Genomic DNA, 19,432 nt, shown 5'->3' with positions numbered 1-19,432 from the left:
TGTCCTGGTCGGGCCCGCGCGGGGGGCGGGCCCGACCAGGACCTCACCCGGCGGTCTCCTCCAGCGCGAGCAGCTCCGCCACCGTCTGGCGTCGGCGGATCAGGCGGGACGTGGCGCCGTCGACCAGGACCTCGGGGATCAGCGGGCGGGAGTTGTAGGTCGAGGACATGCTGGCGCCGTAGGCGCCGGTGTCGTGGAAGACCAGCAGGTCGCCGATCCGGGGCTGAGGCAGCGGAACCGCGTGCACCTCGCCGCCGGCGCTCTGGGTGAAGACGTCGCCGGACTCGCAGAGCGGTCCGGCCAGCACGGTGTCGCGCACGCCCTCGGTGCGCGGCTCGCCCTCAGGGGAGAGCAGCGTCGCGCGGTGGCTGCTGCCGTACATCGCGGGCCGCATCAGGTCGTTGAAGCCGGCGTCGACGAGCACGAAGTCGTTGCTGCCGACGGCCTTGGCCGCACGCACCTCGCCGACCAGCACGCCGGAGGCGGCGACCAGGAACCGGCCGGGCTCGATCTCCAGCCGCACGGGGTGGCCGAGTTCGGTGACCAGCTCCTGCCGGGCGGCGTCCCACAGCTCGAAGTAGCGGTCGGTGTCGAGCTCCGGCTCGTCCTGACCGTAGGGGACGGAGAGGCCGCCACCGGCCGAGATCGCCCGCACGTCCTGCCCGGCGAGCCGCACCTGCTTGACCATCGTCTCGCAGACGGCCTCCAGGTGGCCGTAGTCCACCCCGGAGCCGATGTGCATGTGGAAACCGACCAGGTCCAGCCCGTGCTGCCGGACGAGTGCGAGGCTCTCGGCGAGGTGCTCGTGCCAGATGCCGTGCTTGCTGTGCTCGCCGCCGGTGTTGGTCTTGCGGCTGTGGCCGTGCCCGAAGCCGGGGTTGATCCGGATCCACACCTTGTGGCCGGGCGAGGCCGACCCGATCTGCTCCAGCATCTGCGGCGACCCGGCGTTGACGGGCACGCCCAGCTCGACGACCCGGCGCAGCGTGGCCCGGTCCAGCAGGTCCGCGGTGAACACCACGGGCTCGTGCCCGCCCGCGACGTCGTACCCGGCCGCGAGCGCCCGCTCGATCTCGCCGAGCGAGACGGCGTCCACGAGCACGCCCTCGGCGCGCATCAGGCGCAGCAGGTGGGTGTTGGACGAGGCCTTCTGCGCGTAACGGATCGTGTCGAACCTGCGCAGCCGCGCGATCTGGGCACGGATCGTGCCCGCGTCGTAGGCCCACAGCGGCGTCCCGTACGCCTCGACGAGCCCGGCGATCCGGCCTCCGTCGATGGCACCGGGGAACTGGGCGGGGAGGCGCGTCACTTCGGGTCCTTTTCGCGTGGTTCTCGGCCGCTCGCGCAGAGCGCGGACCCCCGACGCTACTGCGCAAATCGGACGCCCTCGCGCGCCCGCCCGCTCCGCCCGCGACCCCCGGTGCAGATCCTGCGACACGCTCTCGACCGGACCGCAAATTCCCCTGCGGCGTCCGCACCGCGCGCAACAACGCGGCCCCGGAGCCGAAAGAAACCGAAGTCTCACCCCTCGGGACGCTCCAAGAGCCGCCTGCCGAGGGACAACTGAGACCACATTCGGGACCCCACGACGAAGGGCCCCGACCGATACGGTCGGGGCCCTTCGTTCTTACTGCTCAGAGCGGTAGCGGTGGGATTCGAACCCACGGTGGAGTTGCCCCCACACACGCTTTCGAGGCGTGCTCCTTTGGCCGCTCGGACACGCTACCGTGGGACAGCCTACCGGACGCCGGCGTGTGCTCCTAAACGCCTTTCGGCGGGGTGGGCGCCGTCACTCTCGGTGGGTGTCGAAGAACGCCTGGAGCTGGGTCGTGCAGTCGGCGGCGAGGACCTCGGAGACGACCTCCGGGCGGTGGTTGAGGCGGCGGTCGCGGATCGTGTCCCAGAGGGAGCCGGCGGCGCCGGCCTTGGGGTCGAGGGCGCCGTAGACGACGCGGTCGAGGCGGGAGAGGACGATCGCGCCCGCGCACATCGTGCAGGGCTCCAGGGTGACGACGAGCGTGCACCCCGACAGACGCCACTCGCCGACGACGCGAGCCGCCGCGCGGATGGCGAGGACCTCCGCGTGGGCCGTCGGGTCGCCGACGGCCTCGCGTTCGTTGTGGCCCCGGCCGATGATCGTGCCGTCCGGGGCGAGGACCAGTGCGCCGACGGGGACGTCGCCCGTCGCCGGGGCCAGCGCGGCCTCGGCGAGGGCGAGGCGCATCGCCGGCTCCCAGCGGGTGCGGACGGGGTCGAGGCGGACCGGGGCGGGCAGACGGGTCATGGGGACCAGTCTTACCGAACGGCCTCCAGGACCTCGCCGCAGCCCAGCGCCTCCGCGATCTCGCTCAGCGCGTCGCCGGGGACGGAGCCCTCCGCGGCCAGGTCCATCAGCTCCTTGGCGCCGAAGCCGAACTCGATCAGCAGCCCGGCGTCGCCCAGCGGACCGGACGGGATGCCCTGGGCGCCGTCGTCCGAGCCGTCCTCGTCGTCGTCCTCCTCGGCGGAGTCCGTGTCCTCCTCGTCGTCCAGTTCGGTCACGAGGTGATCGAGATCACCCAGCTCGTCCTCGCTCTCGCGGCCCAGCAGCTCGTCGGTGAGCACCAGCTCGCCGTAGGAGCTGCGGGAGGCCGCGGCCGCGTCGGAGACGAAGACCCGGGGGTCGTCCTCCCCGTCCACGCGGACGACGGCGAACCAGGCGTCCTCCTGTTCGATGAAGACGAGGACGGTCTCCTCGTCCTCTGCGGCCTCGCGCGCCAGGTCGGCCAGGTCGGCGAGGGTTTCGACGTCGTCGAGATCGGTCTCGCTCACGTCCCACCCGTCCTCGGTGCGAGCGAGCAATGCAGCGAAGTACGCCACCAGCGACTCTCCCAGGTCTTCGGCCGTTAGGACCGGTCGGTGCGGTCCAGGGTCTCCACGTACGGACTCCCCATCGGCATCGTGACAGAAAGCGGTGCACTCCGGGGAGTGTTCCGCCGCGCGTCTTCCCAGGTCGTGTCGAGGAGTTGGCGAGATCCACCGCCAGAAGACGGCTGGGCGACGGATCCTTGACCGATCCGTGTCCGATCAGAAGCGGAACGTGCGCATCCGGGCGGCCTGGCGCAGCCGCATCGCCTTGGTGCGCCGCGGCTGGACCCGTTCTCGCAGCGCCCGGGCCTCTGCGAGCTCGCGCAGGAAGACGGCGCGGCGGCGGCGACGCTCGGCGGGATCCTCGGCGGGCCCGTCGGCGGAGCCCTCCACAGGAGGCTCCACTCGTTCGTCGGCCGCGCGCTTCGCGGTCCGCTTCGACTTCGGCATTCGGCGGTCACCCCTGCGGGTCGCTTGTCCGTTCCCCCAACTCTCTCTCCCTCCTGCCCAGGCCACCAGTGCGGTGCACGGACGGGGTGCTGCGAGCTTGGGGGATGGACCGGTTTCGCTCGGTTAATGTCGTCCCATGCGGATTCATGTCCTGGACCACCCCCTGGTCGCCCACAAGCTGACCACCCTGCGTGACGAGCGCACCGACTCCCCCACCTTCCGTCGCCTGACGGACGAGCTGGTGACGCTCCTGGCCTACGAGGCCACCCGGGACGTGCGGACCGAGCAGGTGGAGATCACCACCCCGGTCGCGGTCACCACGGGCGTCAAGCTCAGCTACCCGCGCCCGCTGGTGGTGCCGATCCTGCGCGCCGGCCTCGGCATGCTCGACGGCATGACCCGGCTGCTGCCGACCGCCGAGGTGGGCTTCCTCGGCATGGTCCGCAACGAGCAGACCCTCGAGGCCTCCACCTACGCCACCCGGATGCCGGACGACCTCTCGGGCCGTCAGGTGTACGTGCTGGACCCCATGCTCGCCACCGGCGGCACCCTGGTCGCGGCGATCCGCCTGCTGATCGAGCGCGGCGCGACCGACGTCACCGCGATCTGCCTGCTGGCCGCGCCGGAGGGTGTCGCGGTGCTGGAGAAGGAGCTGGCCGGGATGCCGGTCACGATCGTCACCGCCGCGGTGGACGACCACCTCAACGAGCACGGCTACATCGTCCCCGGCCTCGGTGACGCGGGCGACCGCCTCTACGGCACCGCCGGGGACTGAACCGGGGGCGCGCGCAGACCGAAAGACCGGGGACCCCGAGCCTGAGCTCGGGGTCCCCGGTCCGTGTCAGGCGCGGCTCAGCAGCGGGCGCCGGCCGTGGGGGAGGGGTTGACGGCGAGGGTCAGCGCCTGCGCGGCCTGGGCCGGGCTCTGCAGCGCGGTGAAGCCGTTGCCGATCACCAGGTCGACGGTGCCGTCGGTGCGGGTGTCCATGGCCGTGCTCGCGCCCGAGACCTCGGAGCCGACGAGCTGCATCGCGGCCTTGCTCGCGTTCGCGCCCATGACCTGGGCCGTGCCGGTCACCTTGCCCTCCAGCGGGGCCGGGGCGTTGGCGACCTTGCCGATCTTGAAGCCGCGCTGGGCGAGCAGCTTGGCCGTCTGGCCGGCGAGCCCGGCGTGGTTGGTGGCGTTGTAGACGTTCACCGTGAAGGTGGACGGCTGCGGCACGCCGGCCGGCAGGGCCATCAGGCTCGGCGCGGCGGATGCCGAGGCGCCGGCCGAGGCCGAGCCGGACGCCGCCGGGCCGGACGCGGACGCCGAGGCGTCCGGGCTCGCGGAGGGCTTCGCCGCGTCACCGGCGGCCCTGGCCGTGGCCGGGCGGACGCAGTGACCGTCCGCGGCGGCGGTCGGCTTCTTCTTCGAGCCGAAGACGGTCACCAGCTGGACCGTGCCCCAGCCGATCAGGGCCAGTGCGACGACGGCCCCGATCACCTGGAACACCCGACGTCGTTTCTGGCCCGGGCGGGCGAGGCGGGGGTACGCCTTGCCGCTGATGCGGTACTGCTTTCCCTTGAGGCCGGGGGGAGTCAGCATGCTCACCGCGGGTTGCCCCCTTGTGCGCTGGGCGGCCGTTACCAGTGCGCAGGCAGTACGAAGTCGTACCGCGCCGAAGGTCGGCCGTGGTTCGGGTGTCGTTGCTCACAGTAGCCCCGACGACCAGCCGCGCGCCCGTCCAGGAGTACTAACGGATGATCAGTGAACCCGTTCAGTCCAGTTCGAGCACGCGGGCGTGCAGCACCTGGCGCTGCTGGAGCGCCGCGCGGACCGCGCGGTGCAGCCCGTCCTCGAGGTAGAGGTCGCCCTGCCACTTCACCACGTGGGCGAAGAGGTCCCCGTAGAAGGTCGAGTCCTCGGCGAGCAGGGTCTCCAGGTCGAGCTGGCCCTTCGTCGTCACGAGCTGATCGAGGCGGACCGGGCGCGGAGCGACGTCCGCCCACTCACGGGTGCTGACCCGGCCGTGGTCGGGATACGGCCGCCCGTTTCCGATGCGCTTGAAGATCACACGGAGAGCCTACCGTGAATGGCTGAGCGCCGCGCCGATCCGGTCGAGTGAGGACAGCCGCATCAGGCCGTAGTGGTAGAACTCCACTTCGGGAACACCCAGCTCGCGCAGGATGTCGATCTTCGTTGCGAGGTTCTCGGCGCTGTCGCAGTCCTCGGCCATCGGGCGCAGGATCACCGCGAGGGAGGACGGCCGCACCCCGTGGAGCGCGAACGCGGCCACCTTCTCGCGCACCTGAGCCGCGGTCGGCGCGTAGCCGAGCGTCTCGATCCCGTGGACCGTCCCGGCGAGGACCGGCAGGTCGATGCCGGCGAGCCAGCCGCTTCCCGGTCCGCCGCCGTCCATGAAGGTCAGCCGCATGCCGCCCGCCTCGGCGACCTCCGCGGCCTCGGCGGCGAGCGAGGTGACGGTCGCGGCGGACGCGTCGACGTACGCGGCCAGCGCGCCGTCCGCGATCTCGGCGAGCGGGGTGGGGGAGGCGCTCTCGTCGTCGAGGCACGCGCGGATCTCCCGCCGGACCTGCGCGCGCACCTCGTCGGCCGGGACGCCGACCGCGCGGGCGGCGGCGCGGCAGTGGGCGCAGAAGCAGAGGCCGAGCAGGGCTTCGGCGATCGGGCCGAGCCGTTCGAAGTAGCGTTCGTGGTGGTAGCCGTGGCGCAGGCCGTGGAAGTGCAGGGATTCCGCGCGGATCGCGTCCACCCCGTAACGGGCGTGTTCGCCGACGAGGGTCCGCACGTACTCCCGCACCTCCGGGTCGGCCGGGCAGAGCTCGGTCAGGTGGCGGTCGCCGAAGGCGTTCTCCGGCGCGCACTGCGGGTGCTCGAAGCCGAGCCGGTCGTTGTGCAGGAAGACGGTCCAGGCGTGCAGCTTCATGCCGCGGCGCGCGGCCTCCGCCGAGGCGAGCGCGAAGGGGTCGGTGTCGCCGATCGCGGCGGAGGCGCGCGGGCGCAGTCGCAGCCCGCGCCAGGCGGCCGGGTCCGGCCGGAAGTAGGCGGCCCCGGGTTCGAGGTAGCGGACCACCCGTCGCGGGTTGTGCGGGAACACGTCCCGCGCCGCGTGGTAGACGGACGCGAGCGTCACGCCACCGACGCAGGCGCGGTCGCTCAGGTTCCCGAAGAAGGGGTCTGCGCCCTCGTCCAGGAGGTCGACGGCGAAGGCGAGGACGGAGGACTCCACGGCCCCGAGGCTAGCGACTGCGCAGCCGCTGGTCTAGACCTTCCCGCGGGCTCGGCCGCGTGCGCCGAGCTCGGCAGGCAGGTGGTGGCGAGTGTGAAGCCCGCGGTGAGGATCACCGCGGCGGCGGTCAGGGCGTGGGTCCGGGTGCTGGGCTCCATGCAACCAGACTCCCCCGCCCGCCTATGGGTTCCGTGATCGGCCGGTCACAGCTTCGCTACCGCGTCCTGCCCGGCCTCGCCCCCACCCTCATCGGAGTGAGAGGTGCTCCTCTTCCGATTATGTCGGTGACAGAGGTAAAGTCGAGGTGTGACCCTCAGCGACGCCCCGATACCCCGCGGGTGGGATCTCCTCACCAAGGAGCGCCCGCGGCCCGACGTCATCCGCAGGCGCAGCTGGGCGTGGCGGCTCGCCGTGGCGACGGTGTGCTTCGGGGCGTTCATGGGTCAGCTCGACGCCAGCATCGTGACCCTCACCTACCAGGCGCTCGGCAGGGGCTTCCACGCCTCCCCGGCCGCCGTCGAGTGGGTCTCGCTCGCCTACCTGCTGACGCTGGTCGCGCTGCTCGTGCCGGTCGGCCGCTTCTCCGACGCGCACGGTCGCAAGCTGATGTACCTCTACGGCTTCGGTGTCTTCACCGTGGCCTCCGCGGCCTGCGGGCTCGCGCCCGGACTCGCGGTGCTGGTGGTGTTCCGCGTGGTGCAGGCGCTCGGCGCGGCCCTGATGCAGGCGAACAGCGTCGCGCTGGTGACGACCTCGGCGCCGCCGGGGCGGATGCGGACCGCGCTCGGGATGCAGGCCGCCGGGCAGGCCCTCGGTCTGGCGCTCGGCCCGACCGTCGGCGGGGCGATCGTCGCGACGCTGGGGTGGCGCTGGGTCTTCCTGGTCAACGTCCCGGTCGGCGTGCTCTCGCTCGTCGCCGGGCACTACCTGCTGCCGCGCACGCACCGCCGCTGTGCCGGCGCCCGCGTGGACGGGCTCGGCGTGGCGCTGCTGGCGACGGCCGCGACGGGGCTGCTGCTCGCGGTCTCGGTCGTCTCCGGTCTCGGCTGGCCGCTGTGGACGGCGGCGGCCCTGGGCGTCGCATCCGTCGCGGCCGGGTGGGCGTTGATGCGACGTCAGGCCGAGACGCCGCAACCCCTGGTTGATCCGCTGCTGCTGCGCTCGCACGGGCGGGGACTGCTCGCGGGCATGAGCGGCTACCTGGTGCTGTTCGGGCCGCTGGTGCTGGTGCCGGTGGTGCTGGCCCGCCAGGGCGTCGGCCTGGTGACGGCGGGCCTGGTGCTGACGGCGCTGCCGCTCGGCTTCGCGCTCGCCGCGACGACCGCGGACCGGCTGCTGCCGGCCTCCCTCACGGACCGGGCGCGGGCCCGGGCCGGCTCGCTGCTCTGCCTGCTCGCGCTCGCGCTGATGCTGGTGCTCCCCCTCGACACGACGGCACTGCCGCTCGTTCTCGGCCTGCTGGGGTGTGGTCTGGGGGTGTTCACCCCGGCCAACAACACGATGGTCATGCGCGCGTTCCCGGCCGAATCGGCCGGAACCGGCGGCGGGATGGTCAATATGGGGCGCGGTCTCGGTACCGCCCTCGGCGTCGCCGCGGTGACGCTGTTTCTCCAGCTCGGACCGGGCATATCGGGCGAACGTGCCGCAGTCGCAGGGCTGCTGGCCTGCGCCTTGCTGATGCTTCCTGTTCGTGGAGCTTCGTTGTCATAACGTTCTCCTGCTTCCTGGGCACCCCCTGTTTTGCGCAGTGATCGAAGCTGATAGAAAGACTTTCTATTTCACTGTTGGGGGAGTCACCGGACCGCCTCCGCGCTCCGGTATGCCGCCGCGTCCCATTCCACTGGTTGACGCGGCGTCACCATGTCTTAGGAGATCCAGCATGGCCAACAAGGCCGGACGGGTCGGGCTCATATCCGCAGGCTTGGCCGCGGCTCTGTGCGTCACCGGCAGCCTCGCCTACGCGTCCGCGTCGGACAGCGGCCCAAGCACCGATGCGGGGTCGTCCCCGCAGCGTGTGGGCGCCGCACCGCATCTGCCCGCGAGCGCGCACACCACCGGAGGCGCTCCCGCCGCGCAGCAGCTGCACCTGGGTGTCAACCTGCAGCCCCGCGACCCGCAGGCGCTCAGCGCCTTCATCAACGCCGTGACCACGCCCGGCAGCCCGCTCTACCACCACTACCTGGCCAAGGGTCAGTTCGCCGGGGAGTTCGGGCCCACCAAGGCGACGATCGACAAGGTCACCGCCGCCCTGCGCGCCCAGGGGCTCACGCCCGGTCACGTCTCCGCTGACGGGCTGACCATCCCGGTGAGCGCGACCGTGGCGCAGGCGTCGAAGGCGTTCGCAACCACCATCAACTCGGTCAAACTGGCCGACGGGCGCACCACCGTCGCCAACACCCAGGCGCCGTCGCTCCCGGCGGACGTGGCGTCGGTGATCTCCGGTGTGACCGGTCTGGCCGACCTCGCCCCGGTCGACTCGCACGTCCGGTCCAGCGGCAAGCACGGCAAGGCCAAGCCGATCGTCGGCCGCACCGCCGAGCCCCGCCTCGCGACCGCGCGCACGACCGGCACGGCGAGCTGCCCGAGCATCGACTCGAGTCTCGCGGCCAACAACATGGTCGACACCCGGAACTACTACAGCCCGGCCCAGCTGGCCTCCGCGTACGGTCTGAGCACCTCCGCCACCGCCGGCCAGGGCCAGACCATCGCGGTCTACGAGCTGGAGTCCGTCGACACCGCCAGCATCGCCACCTACCAGAGCTGCATGGGCACCAAGGTGCCCTTCTCGATCGTCCCGGTCGGCAACGCCGCGGGTAACTCGGCGCCGGACAACACCCACATCGGTGTGGAGTCGGCGCTCGACATCGAGGACATCATCGGTCTGGCGCCCGGTGCCGCCGGGGTCATCGACTACGAGGGCCAGGACAGCAACAACAGCCCCTCGCTGCAGAACGAACTCGACGTCTACCAGCAGATGGTGACCGACGACAAGGCCCAGGTCCTGTCGTCCAGCTGGGGCCTGTGCGAGGGCTACACCACGGACGCCCAGCGCAACGCCGAGGCCAACATCTTCGCCGAGGCGGCCGCCCAGGGGCAGACCGTCGTGGCCGCGGCCGGCGACTCGGGCTCCTCGGACTGCTTCGGCGCCGACGGCGCCACCAAGACCCTCGGCGTCGACGACCCGGCAAGCCAGCCGTACGTCACCGGCGTCGGCGGCACCACCATGACCGGCTCCGGCGGCACGCTGGCCCAGAAGGTGTGGAACAACACCACCGACGGCTCCGGCATCGTCGCCGCCGGCGGCGGCGGCGTCTCCGGCAAGTGGCCGGCGCCCGCCTTCCAGGGCGGCGTCACCGGCCAGGGCACCCGCAGCGTCCCGGACGTCTCCGCGGTCGCCGACCCGCGCACCGGCTACCTGCTGATCTTCGGCAGCACGGCCAACCCGACCTGGTCGATCATCGGCGGCACCAGCGGCGCCGCGCCGACCTGGGCCGCGCTGGTCGCCCAGGCCAACTCCAGCGCCGGCTGCCAGACCAACGGTCCGGTGGGCTACCTCAACCCGGCACTGTACGACGCGGCCCGCTCGGGCTACGCGGGCGGGTACTACGACATCCGCACCGGCGACAACGGCATGCGCAACCTCGGCCAGACCAGCTACGCCGCCGCCGCCAACTACGACCTCGCCTCCGGCCTCGGCACGCCGAAGCTGGGCGGCCTGGTCTCCTCGCTCTGCGGCGCCAAGGGCACCGCGGCGACCGGCCCCGGCACCTACCACGCGCTGTCGGCGCCGACCCGGTTCCTCAACACCTACACCGGCTACGGCCAGGGCGTCAGCGGCGCCGTGACCACCCGTCCGCTGCCGGCCTACGGCACCGAGCCGGTCAGGATCACCGGTCAGCACGGCGTGCCGAGCACCGGCGTCACCTCCGTGGTGCTGGACGTCACCGTCGCCTCCGTGGGCGGCGCCGGTCAGCTGACCGTCTACCCGGACCGCGCCGCCAAGCCCGCGACGCCGCAGCTCTCCTGGCCCGGCGCCAACCGCCGGATCAGCGTCCAGGTCACGGTGCCCGTGCCCGCCGACGGTGTGATCGACCTGTACTCCAACGCGACGATCCACATGACCGCCGACGTCATGGGCTACTACAGCAACGCCACGGGCGGCGCGAAGCTCACCACCGTCGCCTCGCCGACCCGCCTGCTGGACACCCGGCACGCGGTGGGCGTCAGCACCACCTCGATCCTCACCAACAAGGCCGTGACCTTCCAGGTCACCGGCCGCGGCGGGGTGCCCAGCACGGGCGTCTCGGCGGTCGTGCTGAACCTCGGCTCGGTCAACTCCACCGGCTCGGGCTACTTCACCGCCTACGCGGGCGGCGCCACCCGTCCCGGCACCACCAACCTCTCGTGGATGAGCGGCGGCCCGTACGTCGCCAACCAGGCCGTCGTCCCCGTCTCGTCGAGCGGCACGGTCAGCGTCTACGTCACCGGCACCAGCCACGTCGTCGCCGACGTGCAGGGCTACTACAGCACCGGCGCGGCCACCCAGTTCACGCCGGTCACCTCGACCCGACTGTTCAACAGCCAGGTCGCGGCCGGCAGCAACACCGCGGTCACCGTGGTGGGCAAGGCGGGCGTCCCGACCGGCGCCAAGTACGCGCTGGTCTCGCTCACCTCCGCCACCGCCGGCGGCTCGGGCTCCGGCCTGGCCTACGCGACCGGCGGCGGCCACGCCTCCTACGCGGACTGGTACTGGCTGACCGGCCAGACCACCTCCAACGAGGTGCTCGTCCCGCTCAGCAGCGGCGGCCAGTTGAGCGTCTACAGCAGCACCGGCACCCGGCTCCAGGTCGACCTGCAGGGCTACTACAAGTGAGTGCCGCGTAGGCGCTGACCCCTTCAGCCCGCATCGAGAGGCCCCGAGGACCATCCCGTCCTCGGGGCTTCTTGCGCGAAGGACGAAGATGGTCACCATGAGCAGCAGCAGTGAGCGCAGCGAGACGCGGCACACCATCGACCTCACCGAGGTCTTCGACGCCCTTCCGGCCTGGGAGCGGCGCTTCCGGGCCGCCCGGGTGAGCCTGCCCGAGTGGGCCGACGACGCGCCGGACCGGTCCCTGTTCGTCTCCAACGCGACCGGCACCTACGAGATCTACGCCTGGGACCGCGCGGACGGTACACAGCGCCGGGTCACCGACCGGCCCAACGGCACCACGGAGGGGACGCTCACCCCCGACGGCGAGTGGATCTGGTGGTTCGACGACACCGACGGCGACGAGTTCGGCGTGTGGCGCCGTCAGCCCTTCGCGCAGCCCGCCGACATCGCCGCGGATGCGCCCGACCCGGAGGCCGTCCCGGGCCTCGCGCCCTCCTACCCCGCCGGGCTCGCGCTCGGCCGCCGAGGGGAGGCGGTCGTCGGCCGCTCCACCGACGAGGACGGCTCCACGCTGCACCTGATCCGGCCCGGTTCCGCCGAGCCGCTGGAGATCTACCGCCACCGCGAGTCCGCGGGCGTCGGCGACCTCTCGCACGACGGCGCCCTGATCGCCGTCGACCACACCGAGCACGGCGACGCCATGCACAGCGCCCTGCGCGTGCTGCGGGTCGACGGTGACGTCGTCGTATCCGTCGCCGAACTCGACGACGCGACCGGGCGCGAGGAGCCGCTGGGCCTCTCCTGCCTCGGCTTCGCGCCGCTGCCCGGCGACACCCGGATGCTCGTCGCGCACCAGCGGCGCGGCCGCTGGGAGCCGCTGATCTGGGACACCGTGACGGGCGACGAGCACGAGATCGTGCTGGACCTGCCCGGCGACGTGACCGCCGAGTGGTACCCGGACGCCACCGCGCTGCTCGTCGAGCACAGCTTCCGCGCCCGCAGCGAGCTCTACCGCTACGAGCTCGCGAGCGGCGGGCTGATCCGGCTCGACACCCCGACCGGCACCGTCTCCGGGGCGTCCGCGCGCCCGGACGGCACGGTCGAGTTCCTCTGGTCCTCGGCGGAGCAGCCGCCGGTCGTGCGGTCCACGTCCGGGGGCGTGGTGCTGTCCGCGCCCGGCCCGCAGGCGCCGTCGTCGGTGCCCGTGGAGGACGTGTGGGTCGAGGGCCCCGGCGGCACCGTCCACGCCCTCGTGCAGCGCCCTGCCGACGCCGGCGACGGCCCGCTCCCCTGCGTCTTCGAGATCCACGGCGGCCCTACTTGGCACGACTCCGACTCCTTCGCCGCCGGCCCCGCGGCCTGGGTCGACCACGGCTTCGCAGTCGTCCGCGTCAACTACCGCGGCTCGACCGGCTATGGGCGCGCCTGGACGGACGCGCTGCGGCACCGCGTCGGCCTGATCGAGTTGGAGGACATCGCGGCGGTGCGCGAGTGGGCGGTGGCCAGCGGGCTCGCCGACCCCAAGCGCATCGTGCTGGCGGGCGGCTCCTGGGGCGGCTACCTGACCCTGCTGGGGCTGGGCACCCAGCCGGACGCGTGGGCGCTGGGCCTGGCCGCCGTCCCGGTCGCGGACTACGTGACGGCCTACCACGACGAGATGGAGGCGCTGAAGGCGATGGACCGCACGCTCGTCGGCGGCACCCCTGAGGAGGTCCCGGACCGCTACGCGGCATCCTCACCGCTGACGTACGTGGACGCGCTGAACGCGCCCGTCTACATCAGCGCGGGCGTCAACGACCCGCGCTGCCCGATCCGGCAGATCGAGAACTACGTCGGCCGGCTGGAGGGCCTGGGCAAGGCGCACGAGGTCTACCGCTACGACGCCGGACACGGCTCGCTGGTGGTCGAGGAGCGGATCAAGCAGCTGCGGCTGGAACTGGACTTCGTCGCCCGGCACCTGCGCTGACCCGCGCCCGGGCAGGCCGACGTCAGGCGGTCTCGAGACCCAGCGCCTTGTCGCGCTGGGTCTCGATCTCCCTGCGCACGAAGCGGAACCACATGAAGACGACGAACCCGGCGAAGACGAACCACTGCCCGACGTAGCCGAGGTTCTGGATCGCCTGCAGGCTCAGGCCCCCGCCCGAGGAGTCCGTGACCGACGCCGCGGAGTAGGGCACCGCGGTGAGCCCGGCCGTGCCGGTGGCCCCCGGGTCGAGCGAGGCGTAGCCGTTCCAGACGCCGTACGGCAGCGCGTTGACCATGGTGACCGGGGAGATCATGCCCAGCTGCCCGGCCGGGAGGGTGCCGGAGGAGATCGCGTCCGGGGTGTCCGGGGTCTCCGCCGCCCGCAGGCGGCCGGTGACCGAGACCTCGCCGGACGGCGGGACCGGAGCCGCGGACGGAGTGCCCGGCAGCCACCCGCGGACGACCGCCAGGTAGGTGCCGCCGCCGTGGAGCCGCATCGGGGTGACCACCAGCGTGCCGCTCCTGCCGTCCACGGTGCGCTGCGGTACGAGCAGCTGGTGCGCCGCGTCATAGGTACCGGAGAAGGAGACGCGGCGGCCGTCGTCGTTGTTGATGCCGTCCTTGTCCGCGCCGTCGATCAGGCGCGACAGCGCCGTCGGCGCCGCGTCCGTGGAGGCGGTCGCGGCCTGCTGCTTCTGGGCGTGGCTGTGCAGCTCGAAGCGGCTCAGCTGCCACATCCCCAGCATGATGCAGACCGGTACGGCGACCAGCGCCAGCAGGTGCAGAGCCAGCCAGCGCGGGGTCAGAAGGGTCCGGTACACCCCACCACGGTAACCGTGGACTAATGCGGCGCGGGCAGCGGGTCGGTCCGGTAGATGGTGCCGGCGCAGGCGCCCTGGAGCGTCGTGGTCGCCGCGGCCTTGCCTCCGGCGGCCGGGACGCTGGCCACCTGGACGCTGGGGGCGTCCGGGGAGGCCGTGTCGCTCGTGCCGCCGGACGCACCCGTACCGCCGGGCGTGCCGGGAGAGGCCGACGGGCTGCCGGCCGCTCCGCCGGAGGAGCCGTCGGCCGCGGTGGTGGCGGTGCCGCCGGTGGCTCCGGAGGACGCGGTGCCCGGCGCACTCGAGCTCGGGCTGGGGGCGCCCGTCGGACCGAGAGAGCTGTTGCTCGCGCAGGCGGCGGGCACGTAGGCGAAGTCGACCACGTAGGTCTGACCGGGGCCGAGCTCGACCGGCGGATGCGCCGGGTCGGCGGCGGGCAGGGCCACGGCCGGGTCTCCCGCGGTGTGCGGGACGACGGAGAACCGGGACGTCTGCGTGCCGACCGGGGAGAGCACGTCGATGTCGCCCGAGCTGCTGATCTTGCACGGGGTGGACGAGACGTTGCTGACCGCGAAGGAGCCGTAGACGATCCCCGACGCGTCGGCGGGCGCGACGCCGGCCGCGCCCTTGCCGAGCTGGCTGCGGGTGCACGCGGCGAGTGCGGCCGAGGCTGTGGCGTGGGTCTGGCTCGCGGCGATGCTGGTCACACCGCCGGAGGGCAGCGGTACCAGGACCGTGCCCGGCCGGTGCCCGCGGGCCTCGTTGGCGGATCCGCCCGCGACGCCGCCGGGGAAGGCGGGCCCTGAGGCCGTCCAGCCGACCCCGTCGCCGGTGGCGGACGGGTGGGCGCCCGGCAGGAGCTGGCCCGCGGGCCCGGTATCGGCGCTGGTGGCGCCTTCGGGGCCGAGCGAGTGCAGGGCGGTCAGGCCGAACAGGGCCAGCGAGGCGGCGACGGCCGCGCCGCCGTAGGCGCGACGGCGCAGGGTGCGCCGCTGCGGGACCGCGCGACGCAGGCGGTTCAGCGAGTCGGGCGCGGGGCGCACCTCGCCGACCGCCTGGTGCAGGCGTTCGCGCAGCGCGGCACCGAGCGGGTCCGCGTCGTGGCCGTCGGAGGTGAAGGTGGCGCCTGCGAGGCCGCCCCCGGGCATGGGTCCCTGCCCGGGGAGCGGGCCGGGCTCCGGCACCGCGGACCTCGGGGAGTCCAGCCAGAGCGGCGGGGTGAGCGGCGGCTCGACGGGAAGCGGCGGCGTCACGGCGGCGGCCTCGGAACCGGCACCCGATCCCGGCCGCACCACGCGCAGGTAGCGCGAGCGCCGCTCCGCGCTCACCGCTGCCTCCCCTCTGTCTGCGACTCGCCAGGCGAGTCCGTCCGCGTTGGTCTCCGTGCTTCGCCGAGTCGTGTTGGCTCGCCGATCGGTGCAGAGCCGATCCGAGGCCCGCCCATCCGGGCCGAACCCGTCCGCTTCGGATCGATCCGTGCGGAGCCGATCCGTGGCTCGCCGACGCGCAGCTCGCCGATGCGCGGCCGACGCGCCCGTGCGTCCCTGCGTGGCTCCGACGCGGCAGCCCCGGGAACCGTTCCACCGGATGTCCCGGCGTTCGGAGCCGGGGACTCGGACGGCAGCGTGCCGCCGTCCATCGTCAGCCGCAGCGCCGCCAGCCCGCGCGAGCCGTACGCCTTGACCGAGCCTACGGAAATGCCCAGGGTGTCCGCGACCTGAGCCTCCGTCATGTCGGAGAAGTAGCGCAGCACCAGCACCTCGCGCTGGCGGCGTTGCAGGCCCCGCAGGGCCACGATCAGCTCGTCGCGCTCCAGCGCGTCGTACGCGCCCTCCTCTGCGCTGGCCGCGTCCGGCATCGGCTTCTGCAGCAGCCGCAGGCCGAGGATCCGCCGGCGCAGCGTCGAGCGGGAGAGGTTCACCACGGTCTGGCGCAGGTAGGCGAGGGTCTTGTCGGGGTCGCGCAGCCGGCGGCGCGCGGAGTGGACCCGGATGAACGCCTCCTGGACGACGTCCTCGCAGGAGGCGGTGTCGTCCAGCAGCAGTGCGGCCAGGCGCAGCAGGGACGAGTAGTGGGCCTGGTAGGTCTCGGTGAGCTGGTCGACGCTCGCGCCCACGGTGGCCGTCGGCGCCGCCTGAGCGGTCTGGCCTGCGGTCGCGTGGGCCTGGGGATGAGGACGTGAGGCGTCCGCCGCGGTGAAGGGCGCTGTCATGACAAGCACCGAGCTTGGTGGCACGTCAGTTGGACGCATGACCCGCCGCGAGGGTTGTACGTCACCTGACCCCTCCGTGACACCGTATCGAGGGGCACTACGGTACGGGCCCGCTCAGCGGCACGGAAGCCGAATCCGGCGTCTGCACCAACTCCCCCTAAACCTCTTCCGAATCCGTTCCGGAGAGCTTAACCGTCCGTGTTCCCGCCCGTGCCTTGCCCTCGCGCGCTCAGTTCTGCGTGGGTTCCTCGGCGGCGACCAACTCGGCGATCTGCACGCAGTTCAGCGCCGCTCCCTTGCGCAGGTTGTCCCCGCACAGGAACAGCTCCAGGCCGTTGGGCTCGTCGAGCGAGCGCCGCACGCGGCCCACCCAGGTCGGGTCGGAACCCACTACGTCGGCGGGCGTCGGGTACTCGCCCTTGTCCGGGTCGTCGTAGACGACGACACCGGCCGAGGAGTCGAGGATCTCGCGGACCCGGTGCACGTCGGGCTCACGCTCGAACACCGCGTGGACGGTCAGTGAGTGGCCGCTGACGACCGGCACGCGCAGGCAGGTCGCCGAGATCGGCAGCTCGGGCAGCCCGAGGATCTTGCGGGTCTCGTTGCGCAGGCCCAGCTCCTCGCTCGACCAGCCCTCCTCGGCGGTGTCACCGGCCCAGGGCAGCAGGTTGTAGGCGAGCGGCGCCTCGAACGGGTCGTCCTCCTGCTCGGACACGGCGCGGCGCAGGTCCCCGGTGCGAGTGCCGACCGACGGGTCGCCCGCGACCTCGGCGGTCTGCCGGCGCAGCGTGTCGACGCCGATCCGGCCGCGGCCGGAGGCGGCCAGCGCCGCGGTCACGACCAGCCGGCTCAGTCCGAACTCGGCGTGCAGCGCGGCCAGTGCGACCGTCAGCACCAGCGTGGCGCAGCGCGGCGCGGCGATGATCCCGATCCGGCGCATCCGTGCGGCCGACGGGTTGATCTCAGGGACGACCAGCGGCACGTCCGGGTGCAGCCGGAACGCGGCGGATCCGTCCACCGCGACCGCGCCCGCCTCGACGGCGAGCGGCGCCCACTCCTCGACCACGTCCTCCGGAGCCTCGAAGAGCGCGATGTCGACGCCCTCGAAGCAGCCCGGCTCCAGGGCGCGCACGGGCTCCGCTCGGCCCAGGACCGGCACCTCGGTGCCGATGCCCTCGGGGCCGGCGAAGAGCCGGACCTCGCCCCACACGTCCGCGCGGGTGGCGAGCAGCTCCATCAGCACCCGACCCACGGCTCCTGTGGCGCCCACGACGGCCAGGGTGGGCCGGGTCGGCTTGGTTCCCTTGGCGCTTCCGGAGGTACCGGTGGTGCCTGCGGTGCTGGCGGGGTGCTCGCCCCCCGGAACGGTCATCGGCCGGTGCCGCCGTAGACGATGGCCTCGTCCGTCTCGCTGTCCAGGCCGAACGCGGTGTGCACGGCCTGCACCGCGGCGTTCACGTCCTCGGAGCGGGTGACGACGGAGATGCGGATCTCGGAGGTGGAGATCAGCTCGATGTTGACGCCCGCGGCCGACAGCGCCTCGAAGAAGGTCGCGGTGACGCCCGGGTGCGATCGCATGCCGGCGCCGACCAGGGAGATCTTGCCGACCGCGTCGTCGTAGCGCAGCGCCTCGAAGCCGATCGACTCCTGCACCTTCTCCAGCGCGTCGATGGCCTTGCGGCCCTCGGTCTTGGGCGCGGTGAAGGAGATGTCGGTGCGGCCGGTGGTCGCGGCGGAGACGTTCTGGACCACCATGTCGATGTTGATCTCGGCGTCCGCCACGGCGCGGAAGATGCGCGCGGCCTCGCCCGGCTTGTCGGGGACGCCGACAACCGTGACCTTCGCCTCGGAGGTGTCGTGGGCCACACCGGAGATGATGGCCTGCTCCATGTCGATCTCGCCCCCTTCGGGCTTGGTCAGCGGCTTGTTGGAGACCCAGGTGCCGGTCAGTCCCGAGAAGGACGAACGGACGTGGATCGGGATGTCGTACCGCCGCGCGTACTCGACACAGCGGGCCAGCAGCACCTTGGAACCGGACGAGGCCAGCTCCAGCATGTCGTCGAAGGCGATCCAGTCGATCTTCTTGGCCTTCTTCACCACGCGCGGGTCGGCGGTGAAGACGCCGTCCACGTCGGTGTAGATCTCGCAGACCTCGGCCTTCAGCGCGGCCGCGAGCGCGACGGCGGTGGTGTCCGAGCCGCCGCGACCGAGGGTGGTGATGTCCTTGGTGTCCTGCGAGACGCCCTGGAACCCGGCGACGATCGCGATGTTGCCCTTGTCGAGCGCGGCACGGATGCGACCCGGCGTCACATCGATGATGCGCGCCTTGTTGTGGACCGCGTCGGTGATCACGCCTGCCTGGCTGCCCGTGAAGGACTGCGCCTCGTGGCCGAGGTTTTTGATCGCCATCGCCAGCAGGGCCATGGAGATCCGCTCTCCGGCGGTCAGCAGCATGTCGAGCTCGCGGCCGGCAGGGAAGGGCGACACCTGCTCCGCGAGATCGATGAGCTCGTCCGTCGTGTCACCCATGGCGGACACCACGACGACGACCTCATGGCCGGCCTTCTTGGTGTCGACGATCCGTCGGGCGACCCGCTTGATGCCTTCGGCATCCGCTACGGATGAGCCGCCGTACTTCTGCACGACAAGGCCCACGTGCGCTCCTCGACTCTGGTGGTCCTGGCCCTCGGAGGTGGGTGTCCGGCAGGCCTGTGGTCGCTGGCCAGTCTAGCGATCGGCCTTGTCCCGGCGGCCGGCGTCCGAGAGCCGAGACGGGTGTATCAGTATTCGATCAACGTGCGTTCGGGCGGGGACGGGTGGTGGACGGAAGATTTGCCGGACGGGGCCCCGGCGGGGCTCCGGATTTCCGGGCGAGGCGGGGAGGGGCCCCCGGGTTGTGGCCTTCACCACATTCTGACTCCGGCGCTCCGGGCTCCGGTCCTCGGCGGTCCGGCCGCCTGGCCGCCGAGTGGCCTGGCGGGCGGGCGTGACGCAGCTGACCCCGGCCTCTCAGCCGGGGTCGACGCAGGCCC

Annotated in this window: 15 protein-coding genes, 1 tRNA gene and 1 pseudogene; 4 read left to right on the top strand and 13 right to left on the bottom strand. The window is 72.6% G+C overall.

Translation table 11 applies throughout. From position 1 onward, the window contains the following. Positions 1–43 precede the first annotated feature (43 nt). From lysA to TR49_RS19055, 5 genes are all read right to left on the bottom strand, one after another. Positions 44–1,309 carry a diaminopimelate decarboxylase gene (gene lysA, locus TR49_RS19075; protein ID WP_084725033.1) on the bottom strand — a complete coding sequence of 422 codons (1,266 nt, stop codon included), beginning with the start codon at positions 1,307–1,309 and terminating at the stop codon, positions 44–46. 331 nt (positions 1,310–1,640) lie between these two features. Next, positions 1,641–1,727, bottom strand: a tRNA-Ser gene (locus TR49_RS19070). Positions 1,728–1,789: 62 nt separating this feature from the next. Further along, entirely contained in the window at positions 1,790–2,284 is a 495-nt protein-coding gene (gene tadA, locus TR49_RS19065) for a tRNA adenosine(34) deaminase TadA (RefSeq protein ID WP_052434430.1), read from the bottom strand. An 11-nt stretch (positions 2,285–2,295) separates the two neighbouring features. Continuing rightward, positions 2,296–2,811 (bottom strand): tRNA adenosine deaminase-associated protein, encoded by a 516-nt coding sequence (locus TR49_RS19060; protein WP_236653430.1) that lies wholly within the window; start codon positions 2,809–2,811, stop codon positions 2,296–2,298. Positions 2,812–3,066: 255 nt separating this feature from the next. Further along, complete coding sequence (locus tag TR49_RS19055) at positions 3,067–3,297, bottom strand: hypothetical protein (RefSeq protein ID WP_042383118.1); 231 nt, start codon at positions 3,295–3,297, stop codon at positions 3,067–3,069. Positions 3,298–3,433: 136 nt separating this feature from the next. On the opposite strand from TR49_RS19055, the gene upp reads away from it, so the two are divergent. Further along, on the top strand, positions 3,434–4,072 hold the full coding sequence (gene upp, locus TR49_RS19050; RefSeq protein ID WP_042369699.1) for a uracil phosphoribosyltransferase: 639 nt from the start codon (positions 3,434–3,436) through the stop codon (positions 4,070–4,072). Positions 4,073–4,149: 77 nt separating this feature from the next. Here the strand turns inward: upp and TR49_RS19045 are convergent, their stop codons facing one another. The 3 genes from TR49_RS19045 to TR49_RS19035 form a co-directional block, all read right to left on the bottom strand. Then, positions 4,150–4,884, bottom strand: a complete 735-nt coding sequence (locus TR49_RS19045) for a LytR C-terminal domain-containing protein (protein WP_152627349.1) — start codon at positions 4,882–4,884, stop codon at positions 4,150–4,152. A gap of 172 nt (positions 4,885–5,056) precedes the next feature. Further along, entirely contained in the window at positions 5,057–5,353 is a 297-nt protein-coding gene (locus tag TR49_RS19040) for a type II toxin-antitoxin system VapB family antitoxin (RefSeq protein ID WP_042369700.1), read from the bottom strand. 9 nt (positions 5,354–5,362) lie between these two features. After that, positions 5,363–6,529, bottom strand: a complete 1,167-nt coding sequence (locus TR49_RS19035) for a hypothetical protein (protein WP_042383116.1) — start codon at positions 6,527–6,529, stop codon at positions 5,363–5,365. Between the two features lie 306 nt (positions 6,530–6,835). Here TR49_RS19035 and TR49_RS19030 point away from each other — a divergent pair, with 306 nt between their 5' ends. The 3 genes from TR49_RS19030 (at position 6,836) to TR49_RS19020 (ending at position 13,368) form a co-directional block, all read left to right on the top strand. Continuing rightward, positions 6,836–8,239 carry an MFS transporter gene (locus tag TR49_RS19030; protein WP_042383115.1) on the top strand — a complete coding sequence of 468 codons (1,404 nt, stop codon included), beginning with the start codon at positions 6,836–6,838 and terminating at the stop codon, positions 8,237–8,239. A 169-nt stretch (positions 8,240–8,408) separates the two neighbouring features. Beyond that, positions 8,409–11,402, top strand: a complete 2,994-nt coding sequence (locus tag TR49_RS19025; RefSeq protein ID WP_042383114.1) for a S53 family peptidase — start codon at positions 8,409–8,411, stop codon at positions 11,400–11,402. A gap of 97 nt (positions 11,403–11,499) precedes the next feature. Continuing rightward, entirely contained in the window at positions 11,500–13,368 is a 1,869-nt protein-coding gene (locus tag TR49_RS19020; protein WP_084725046.1) for a S9 family peptidase, read from the top strand. 22 nt (positions 13,369–13,390) lie between these two features. Here the strand turns inward: TR49_RS19020 and TR49_RS19015 are convergent, their stop codons facing one another. The 5 genes and pseudogenes from TR49_RS19015 to TR49_RS18995 all read right to left on the bottom strand — a co-directional run bounded on the left by TR49_RS19015 (position 13,391) and on the right by TR49_RS18995 (position 19,055). Beyond that, positions 13,391–14,188: an SURF1 family protein gene (locus tag TR49_RS19015; protein WP_042383113.1), complete on the bottom strand. Its 798-nt coding sequence runs from the start codon at positions 14,186–14,188 to the stop codon at positions 13,391–13,393. Between the two features lie 20 nt (positions 14,189–14,208). Continuing rightward, the gene (locus TR49_RS19010) at positions 14,209–15,516 is read right to left on the bottom strand and encodes a hypothetical protein (protein WP_042383112.1); all 1,308 of its coding nucleotides are present in this window, start codon (positions 15,514–15,516) and stop codon (positions 14,209–14,211) included. A gap of 305 nt (positions 15,517–15,821) precedes the next feature. Beyond that, positions 15,822–16,400: pseudogene (locus TR49_RS19005) on the bottom strand (SigE family RNA polymerase sigma factor); the annotation flags it as partial. Between the two features lie 229 nt (positions 16,401–16,629). Beyond that, positions 16,630–17,772 (bottom strand): aspartate-semialdehyde dehydrogenase, encoded by a 1,143-nt coding sequence (locus tag TR49_RS19000; protein WP_084725027.1) that lies wholly within the window; start codon positions 17,770–17,772, stop codon positions 16,630–16,632. Then, on the bottom strand, positions 17,769–19,055 hold the full coding sequence (locus TR49_RS18995; RefSeq protein WP_042383111.1) for an aspartate kinase: 1,287 nt from the start codon (positions 19,053–19,055) through the stop codon (positions 17,769–17,771). Before TR49_RS18995 ends, TR49_RS19000 begins: the two co-directional genes overlap by 4 nt. Between the last annotated feature and the right edge of the window lie 377 nt (positions 19,056–19,432).

Source organism: Streptacidiphilus melanogenes, assembly GCF_000787835.1.
Lineage (GTDB): Bacteria > Actinomycetota > Actinomycetes > Streptomycetales > Streptomycetaceae > Streptacidiphilus > Streptacidiphilus melanogenes.
This window is presented reverse-complemented; position numbering and strand designations above follow the sequence as displayed.

What these genes read in the sequence shown, in the direction of transcription:
- TR49_RS19055 (WP_042383118.1), bottom strand. Translation starts at nt 3,297, where the DNA reads ATGCCGAAGTCGAAGCGGACCGCGAAGCGCGCGGCCGACGAACGAGTG.
- upp (WP_042369699.1), top strand. Translation starts at nt 3,434, where the DNA reads ATGCGGATTCATGTCCTGGACCACCCCCTGGTCGCCCACAAGCTGACC.
- tadA (WP_052434430.1), bottom strand. Translation starts at nt 2,284, where the DNA reads ATGACCCGTCTGCCCGCCCCGGTCCGCCTCGACCCCGTCCGCACCCGC.
- TR49_RS19045 (WP_152627349.1), bottom strand. Translation starts at nt 4,884, where the DNA reads ATGCTGACTCCCCCCGGCCTCAAGGGAAAGCAGTACCGCATCAGCGGC.
- TR49_RS19000 (WP_084725027.1), bottom strand. Translation starts at nt 17,772, where the DNA reads ATGACCGTTCCGGGGGGCGAGCACCCCGCCAGCACCGCAGGCACCACC.
- TR49_RS19020 (WP_084725046.1), top strand. Translation starts at nt 11,500, where the DNA reads ATGAGCAGCAGCAGTGAGCGCAGCGAGACGCGGCACACCATCGACCTC.
- TR49_RS19025 (WP_042383114.1), top strand. Translation starts at nt 8,409, where the DNA reads ATGGCCAACAAGGCCGGACGGGTCGGGCTCATATCCGCAGGCTTGGCC.